General features: G+C 49.4%; 8 protein-coding genes. 6 read left to right on the top strand and 2 right to left on the bottom strand.

Annotated elements, in window-relative coordinates:
• The 6 genes from HOK28_09020 to map all read left to right on the top strand — a co-directional run.
• The coding region (locus HOK28_09020) for a 4Fe-4S dicluster domain-containing protein (protein MBT6433219.1) at window positions 1-471 on the top strand (471 nt) is incomplete at its 5' end.
• A 3-nt stretch (window positions 472-474) separates the two neighbouring features.
• Complete coding sequence (gene nrfD, locus HOK28_09025; GenBank protein MBT6433220.1) at window positions 475-1,881, top strand: polysulfide reductase NrfD; 1,407 nt, start codon at window positions 475-477, stop codon at window positions 1,879-1,881.
• Between the two features lie 23 nt (window positions 1,882-1,904).
• Window positions 1,905-3,125 carry a DUF3341 domain-containing protein gene (locus tag HOK28_09030; GenBank protein ID MBT6433221.1) on the top strand — a complete coding sequence of 407 codons (1,221 nt, stop codon included), beginning with the start codon at window positions 1,905-1,907 and terminating at the stop codon, window positions 3,123-3,125.
• 14 nt (window positions 3,126-3,139) lie between these two features.
• Window positions 3,140-4,384 carry a quinol:cytochrome C oxidoreductase gene (locus HOK28_09035; GenBank protein ID MBT6433222.1) on the top strand — a complete coding sequence of 415 codons (1,245 nt, stop codon included), beginning with the start codon at window positions 3,140-3,142 and terminating at the stop codon, window positions 4,382-4,384.
• A 167-nt stretch (window positions 4,385-4,551) separates the two neighbouring features.
• A complete protein-coding gene (locus tag HOK28_09040) occupies window positions 4,552-4,956 on the top strand; it encodes a SufE family protein (protein MBT6433223.1) in 405 nt (134 codons plus the stop codon).
• Window positions 4,957-4,973: 17 nt separating this feature from the next.
• A complete protein-coding gene (gene map / locus HOK28_09045; GenBank protein ID MBT6433224.1) occupies window positions 4,974-5,807 on the top strand; it encodes a type I methionyl aminopeptidase in 834 nt (277 codons plus the stop codon).
• A 16-nt stretch (window positions 5,808-5,823) separates the two neighbouring features.
• Here the strand turns inward: map and HOK28_09050 are convergent, their stop codons facing one another.
• On the bottom strand, window positions 5,824-7,800 hold the full coding sequence (locus tag HOK28_09050) for a DEAD/DEAH box helicase (protein ID MBT6433225.1): 1,977 nt from the start codon (window positions 7,798-7,800) through the stop codon (window positions 5,824-5,826).
• A gap of 288 nt (window positions 7,801-8,088) precedes the next feature.
• Window positions 8,089-8,697: TRAP transporter substrate-binding protein DctP (gene dctP, locus HOK28_09055; GenBank protein ID MBT6433226.1), on the bottom strand; the 609-nt coding region annotated here is incomplete at its 5' end.

Genomic DNA, 8,697 nt, shown 5'->3' on the forward strand with positions numbered 1-8,697 from the left:
CACAGTGAAGAAGGCTTGAACGACATGGTTTATAACCGTTGTATCGGTACTCGATACTGCGCGAACAACTGTCCATTCAAGGTACGTCGCTTCAACTACCACAACTACCATGAAGAACTGAAAGACCCCGTTAATAAGGTCAAAACAATGGGCTTCAACCCAGAAGTTACAGTTCGCTTCCGTGGTGTTATGGAAAAATGCACCTACTGTGTTCAGCGTATCAGCGCGGCACGGCATGACGCTCGTAACGAAAACCGGCCAATGGATACTGAAAACATAACCGTTGCATGCCAAGATGCCTGCGCTTCGAAAGCAATTGATTTCGGCGATCTGAACAACAAAAATGGTCAGGTTGCTAAAATGCACGCGTCAAACCGCTCTTATGCAATGTTGGCCGAACTGAATATTAAGCCGCGTACCGAGTTTCTCGCACGCATCCGCAATACAAACCCTGAACTGAGTGAGGGTTGATCAATGAGCTCTGTTAGCTTTACAGAAGAAGAACTCGATAATACATCGACCGATCCAACTGCACGTGCACAACTGGTACTTGGCGCAACCAGCATTTCCGATATCACGGAAGCCGTTTGCTCGATTGCCGAAGTGGAAAAGGTAAACCGTAACTGGTGGATCATGTTCCTCATTGCAGTCCCGGTCATGTTGATGCTTTTTGTCAACATTGCTTGGCTCTTTTGGGAAGGCGTTGGCGTTTGGGGTAACAACAACCCAGTCGGTTGGGGTTGGCCTATCGTTAACTTCGTATTCTGGGTTGGTATTGGACACGCCGGTACTCTTATTTCAGCTGTACTCTACCTATTCCGCCAAAACTGGCGAACTGGTATCAACCGCTTTGCGGAAGCAATGACTATCTTTGCGGTTGTATGCGCAGCAGTATTCCCCGGTATTCACGTTGGCCGAGTTTGGGCAGCTTACTGGCTCTTCCCTCTGCCAAACCAAATGCAGATGTGGCCTAACTTCCGAAGCCCACTGCTTTGGGATGTTTTCGCGGTTGGTACGTATGCAACCGTGTCACTTCTCTTCTGGTACTTCGGCTTGATTCCCGATCTCGCAACGTTGCGTGACCGTGCAAGTACCAAGTTTTGTAAACTTGGATACGGCATCTTCTCTCTCGGTTGGACAGGCTCTGCAAGGCACTGGCACCGTTATGAGCGTGCGTACATGATTCTAGCCGGTCTTGCGACGCCACTGGTTCTATCGGTTCACTCCGTTGTATCTTTTGACTTTGCAACCTCACAGATTCCTGGTTGGCACACGACTATCTTCCCACCCTACTTTGTTGCTGGCGCGATTTTCAGTGGTTTTGCCATGGTAATTACGCTCTCCGTTCCAGCACGGCACTTCTTTAACCTGAAGCACATCATCACAACTCGTCACCTCGAGAACATGACGATGATTATTCTCGTGACAGGCACCATGGTTGGCTATGCCTATGCGATGGAATTCTTCATGGCTTGGTACAGCGCCAACAACTACGAAAGCTTTGCATTCGTCAACCGTGCTTTCGGTACCTACTGGTGGGCCTATTGGATTATGGTTAGCTGCAACGTTATCAGCCCGCAGGTCTTCTGGTTCAAGTATATGCGTCGAACGCCTTGGGCGATGTGGATTGTTACAATCTTCGTCAACATCGGCATGTGGTTCGAGCGATTTGTTATTACCGTAAGCTCACTGAGCCGCGACTTTCTTCCATCAAGCTGGGCGTACTTCTCGCCCACCCCGGTGGACTTGATGATGCTCATCGGAAGTTTCGGACTCTTCTCTACGTTGTTCCTACTTTTCCTTCGCTGGCTACCAATCATTGCCATCGCGGAAGTTAAGACGATGACCGAAGAGTCTCATGTTCACCCAGCAGACCATTGATTAAGACGAAGAAAGTACAACCAATGAGTACAAATTCTGAAGAATTCAAAGATTTTGGTGTTCTCGCTGAGTTCGAGAATGTTACCGATATCGTAAGAACGTGTGAGAAAGTGCGCGACGGTGGTTACACCAGTTGGGACAGCTACTCTCCGTTTCCAATTCACGGCATTGACCCGGCGATGGGTATCAAGCCAACGAAGTTACCGTGGCTCATCTTCTGTATGGGGATAACAGGTACCTTTACTGGTTTGTGTCTTCAATACTGGATGAACGCTTACGATTATCAGTACATGCTTTCGGGCAAGCCGATATTCAGCTTACCGGCCAACGTACCGGTCATGTTCGAATTAACCATTCTCTTTGCGGCGTTAACGACGTTCTTTTCGACGCTTATCGTGAATGGGCTGCCAAGGTTCTACAACCCACTCTTCAAAGTTAAAGAGTTCGCACGGGCAACCGATGACCGATACTTTATCTGCATTGAAGCTGCCGACCCCCGCTACGATGCGGCCGGCTTGAAGAAGTTCTTTAGCGAGAATAAGGCTGTCTCAGTTCAAGTGGTTGAAGATGATTCTCATGTTGGCGCTGCCATCCCGGAATTTATCAAGAATGCTGCAGTTGCAGGGTTTGTTGCAGGGCTGATTCCTTTGGCAATCATCGCGTACGCCCGCGTAGTACCCAAGGAAATGCCACGAATTCACCCGAACCCGAACATGGATTTCCAGAAGAAGTTCAAGACACAAACAGAAAACACCATCTTCAAAGACGGTCGGGCTATGCGTTATGCAGTGGCCGGTACCATCGCTGAAGGTGAGCTGAACAAAGACGACCACTTCTATCGCGGCGTCGTTGATGGTCAGTGGGCAGACACCTTTCCGAAGGATATTGTCGTGACCGCTGGGCTTCTCGAACAAGGCCAGAAGAATTTCAATATCAGCTGCTCCCCGTGTCACGGGTCAGCCGGATATGGAGACGGAATGGTTCATCGGAAGGTTCAGAGCAAAGCGGACGAGCACCCAACATGGGTTGCACCAAGTTCACTTCACCAAGACCATGTCCGTAGCCAACCGCACGGTAAACTCTTTAATACAATTACTAATGGCATCAGGAACATGCAGGGCTATGGCCATGCATTACCAGAAGCTGATCGGTGGGCGGTTGTAGCCTATATCCGAGCTCTTCAAAGAAGCCAGTATGCCAAGCTTGATGATGTAGAATCCGACAAGCGTTCTCAGTTGCAATAGAGACGGAGATCACGATGGGTGCTCATAAGACACCAGAATTTACAGAAGAAGAAATTACCGTAGGCCCCAAAGCGGCCAGTCTCATGAAGGTTTGTTATATCGTGGGAGCAATTGCTCTTGGAATAAGTGTTTACTTAGGCCAAACACACGATGACCACTGGAAGGGATTTCTATACTCGTACCTCGTAGGATTTATGTATGTCCTGAGCATCGGGTTGGGAACACTCTTTTTTGTGACCCTTCAGCACCTCACACGTGCCGGTTGGAGCGTAGTCATACGCCGACAAGCTGAGTTTATCGCAGCTGCCCTACCGGTTATGTTCGTGCTCTTTTTGCCAATTCTCGTATCAACGTTAATGGGAAGTCATTCCCTATTTACGTGGAACGACCATGAACTGGCCAAAACAGATCACTTCCTGCACGTGAAAGAGCCCTACCTCAATGTTGGGTTCTTTACGGTCAGAGCGTTATTCTTCTTCGCTTTTTGGAGCGTCCTTGCTTGGTTCATGCTGAAGATTTCTCTGAAGCAAGATGCCAAGGCTGATAACGCCCTTACAAACTTGCGCGAGAATGTCTCGGCACCTGCGATGATTTTCTTCGCATTGACGCTGACTTTCGCGGCCGTAGATTACATCATGGCGCTGAACTATCACTGGATCAGCACAATGATTGGCGTCTATTACTTCGCCGGCGCGTTCATGAGCTGCATGGCTGTGTTGAGCATCGTTCACCTCACTATTCAGGGTAACGGTAAGCTAAACGGCTTGGTCACGCAGGAGCACTACCACGACATGGGTAAATTGCTCTTCGGATTCGTATTCTTCTGGGGCTACATCGGGTTCAGCCAGTTCATGCTGATCTGGTATGCCAACATGCCGGAAGGAACCGACTGGTTTCAGGTAAGAACTCACGGAGAGTGGGAAACTTACACGCGTGTTCTGATTGCCGGACACTTCTTTATCCCATTCGTTGGTCTGATTTCACGTCACGCCAAACGACGTGTGAAGATTCTGAAGTTCTGGGCTTTTTGGCTACTCGCCATGCAGTGGATGGACATCTACTACTTTGTGATGCCAAATGCAGCGGGCCACGGACACGGTAACATCGAAGTCATTCCATGGAGCCTCATGGACCTAACCTGCACCATCGGCATCGCCGGTATCTTTGCAGGAACCGTCTTCATGATTGCCCGAGGCAAGAAGATGGTACCAGTTAATGACCCACGGCTTCCACAGTGCTTATCGCACGAAGTCATGTAATTGAGTCTACAACGAACTTAGAAAAACCGGACCTTGAGTCCGGTTTTTTTTTGCCAAGAATCCAGCCTCTCTCACTCGTCTACCCCACTTCAGCCCCTTACTTGCATTGCAAAATTGGTGTAGTTCACATAGGTGCCCGCAAGGCTCGAACAGGTTTGGATAAACATATGGACATCGAAGAACTGATTGAAAACTTCGAACTTCTCGGTGATTGGGAAGACAGATACCGCTACATCATCGAATTGGGACGTAAACTACCCGATTTTGAAGAAGCGCACCGGGTGGAAAACTACTTGGTTCGTGGGTGCCAGAGTCAGGTTTGGCTAGTCTGTGATAAGCAGGATGCCCTACTGCAATTCAATGCCGACAGCGATGCACACATCGTTCGAGGTTTATTGAGCATTATTCTCATGATGTATTCAAACAAGAGCGCTAAAGAAATTCTCAGCGTTGATGCCAAAGCCGTCTTTAAAGAGCTTGGTTTGGATCAACATTTAAGTCCCAGCCGAGCCAATGGCCTCAATTCAATGGTGCAACGTATTCAAGCCTACGCACAAGCCGACGCTTCTTAAACTTCTGGAGAAAACCTATGGTTTTTCGCAATCGCAAACGTCAAGTTCAACTCAAAAGTAAGCGCGAGCTGCAGTCCTTGCAGGCAGCTGGCAAGCTTGCCTCTGAATGCCTTGAGTGGATCATCAATCAAGTCGTTCCCGGAATGACCACCCAAGACATCGACGACCTTCAGGTTCAGTTCGCCCAAAAGCACGGCGTTGTTTGCGCTCCACTGAATTACAACGGTTTTCCTAAGAGCATTTGTACCTCGGTAAATGAAGTCATTTGCCACGGTATACCCAACAAGGACCATGTCCTTCACGAAGGTGATGTTGTTGGAGTTGATGTGACGCTTATTGTCGAGGGATTTCACGGAGACAACGCCAGTACAATTCCTGTGGGTGAAGTATCCGATGAGACCATGGCTCTGCTGGTAGCCACTCTTGAAGCCCAAAAACGCAGTGTGGAAGCAGTCAAACCAGGTGCTCGGCTCGGAGACATCGGCCACGCCATTCAATCTCACGTTGAGCCAATGGGTTATTCAGTCGTTCGTGACTTTGTGGGACACGGAATCGGTCGTACCTTCCATGAAGAGCCTGAAGTAAGACATTACGGGACAGCAGGCCGTGGTCTTCGGCTGCGCCCCGGAATGACTTTTACGATTGAGCCAATGATTAATGCAGGAGTTCCTGACAGCATCGTTTTAGATGATGGGTGGACCGCTATTACTGGGGATGGAAAGTTATCGGCTCAGTACGAGCACACTATGGCCGTCACAGAATCTGGCGTCCATGTCATGACTGTTCAAAATGATGAAGGAAAGTGGGAGCCGCCAGGCCGGTGGTATCCACCCGGCTGGCCCCGCGATTAGAATAGACTCTTAAAACTCAGCCGGCATGCTTGCGTGCACTCACGCGCTTGCCGTCGAGTTTGAATCCCTTGAATGCTCGAAGTGCAGCATCTGAATGCTGTGCATTAACATCGAAGCTAGCAACATCGCCATCGATGCGAATCTTGCTAACTTCGCCGCCCAGGCTGCCTTTTGAAAGCAGACCCTGGAGCATATCAGCTTGTAAACCATTCTTAGAACCAGCATTCACAGTAATACGCTGTGGTTGTCCGGGACGAAGTGGCGCTACCTCTGGACGAGCTGCCCGAGCAGCTACGCGGTCTTCACGTCGAGCAGCTTGGTCAACGCGTTGAGTTCTTCTTGGTGTTTCGCGAACTGATTGTACGTCACGCTGTGGACGGTCTGCTCTGAAATCTTCTCGGCCTGGGCGCTGAGAAAAGTCGTCACGGCGTGGACGCTGAGGACGGTCTCCACGACCACCTGCATCTCGCTGAGAAAAGTCATCACGACGTGGACGCTGAGGACGCTCACCTCGGTCATAACGATCACCACGCGCCTGACGTGGTGCGAAGTCTTCACGACTTGGTCGTTCATTGCGGTCATTCTGTGGACGAGCGTCGCGACGTGGACGGTCACCTTCGTTTCGTTCTCGGCGTCCAGAGTCTCTTGCCTGACCACGGTCACCACCTTGGGCATACGAGTCGATGATGTCACGGCGTCTAAATGGACGCGTGTAACGTGCAAGTCCCTGCATACATAGGTTGCGAATCATGTCTTCCCGGCTCAATCCCTCGAAACGCTCCATGGCAATACCCATGGCATCTTCAAGATCTGCCTCTACTTCAGAGCTTCCAACCATACGCTCATAGAGCTTGTCGATTTGAGCTGCGAATACTTGGTTGGACTTTGGAAGTTCCTCAACGTCGAAACGAATCTTCAACATATTTGCCATACGGCGAGCACGACCTCGGTCACGTGGCTCTAAGAGCAAAAGTGAGCGGCCGGTGTGACCAGCACGAGCGGTACGGCCCGAACGGTGAGTATATGCTTCGAATGACTCTGGAAGGTCAAAGTGCATAACGTGAGTAATTTGGTCCACATCGATACCGCGAGCTGCGATATCTGTAGCGATGAGTAATGTTACCCGGCGCTGACGAAACTGATTCATCACGTAGTCACGTTGGCTTTGATTTAAATCACCGTGCAATGCAACGCTCGTAATCTCATCACCCATGAGTGACTCGTGGAGTGATTGAACATCACGACGGGTTCGGCAAAATACGATGCCGTACATATCTGGATTGGCATCAACCAAGCGTACGAGCGAGCGATACTTAGCCTTTGGCGGAATTTCGTAAACCACGTGCTCCATCAAAGAAACTTCTTCTTTGCTCTGTACATCGATACGTTCGTGACCCTGCATAAACTTCTGAGCAATCGACATAACTCCGCGAGGCATCGTTGCCGAGTAAAGCCACGTGCGGTGGTTGTCAGGCAGCGCCTTGAGAATCTGGTCGAGTTCTTCTTGGAAGCCCATACGTAGAATTTCGTCTGCTTCATCAAGTACGAGGAATTCTACTTGGTCTAATTTCACGGCTCCGCGGTTGGCGAGGTCGAGCAATCGACCCGGTGTTGCAACAACAATAGCTGCACCGCGGTCTAATTCGTTCATTTGATAGGAGATGCTTGCACCACCATAAACAGTCACAACCCGTGTTTTAGGCATGTGGACCGAGAATTTACGAAGGTCATCAGCGATTTGGCAAGCCAGCTCACGTGTTGGAGCAAGAATAAGTCCAGATGGTCGGCGACCACCCTGAGTGCGGGCCAAAAGTGGAAGACCGAAGGCAGCAGTTTTACCTGTACCGGTCTTAGCAACAACAACCATACCCTCTTCGCAATTAAGAGCGACTGGAATAGCTTGTTCCTGAACGGGAGTTGGTTTTTCGAAACCAATCTCGCTAAGGGCTTGAGTTAATGCTTCGGGGAGTCCTAGATCTGAGAATGAACACATAGTTCTTACTTTCGGTAAAACGTCTAACAAAATCGGCAAAGGGAATCGTTGTGAGCAACTTTTACCAGCCTTTGATTTTGCTGGACATTTGCCCGGTATCTCTGAGGCTGCGTGTAGTCGCGCAAACCAAGTTTGTCTAGTTAAATCCGCAAGAATAATGGTTTTTGCAAGATCTTAAGCGCAAATCTACCTTTTGGCGGGAAAATTTCCGCCTATATATAAGGTATAGTCCTGCCCCCGAAACGAGGAGAGAGTTTCTATTTTCTAATAATTCTAGATGCTTAGAGATTAATCCCGGTGACGAGCGTTGATATAAGCCCGCTCGGTAATATCATGATACTTTGCGATGCTGTCACGAAATGCCTTAAATGACGCGTATACCTTCTTACCCATTTCCGTTTTATTGGCTTCCTCTTCGACCACTTGTCCTGAGAGGGTGTAGAGTTCTTTAAGAACTTCATCTGGATAAGGACGAAGCTCTACTTTGTGCTCGTTCACCAAAGTATCGAGGCTTGAGGCGTTTCGAGCCGTAAATTCATCAAGCATATCCTGGTTAGCATCTCGAGCAGCCACCCGGACAATCGCCTGCAGATCACTTGGTAGTTCAGCCATGGCCTTTTGGTTGATCATCATCTCAAGGGTTGCGCCCGGTTCATGCCAACCTGGGTAGTAGTAATACTTCGCTGCCTTAAAAAAACCGAAGGCAAGGTCGTTATAAGGACCAACCCACTCTGTTGCATCGATGGCTCCAGTTTGCAGCGCGGTAAAGACTTCCCCGCCAGGCAACATCACGGGTAACCCGCCTGCTCGTCTAAGAACTTCACCACCCAAACCCGGGATACGCATCTTTAAACCCTTGAGGTCTTCCATGCTTTTGATTTCTTTATTGAACCAGCC

It is taken from the genome of Deltaproteobacteria bacterium (genome assembly GCA_018668695.1).
Lineage (GTDB): Bacteria > Myxococcota > XYA12-FULL-58-9 > XYA12-FULL-58-9 > JABJBS01 > JABJBS01.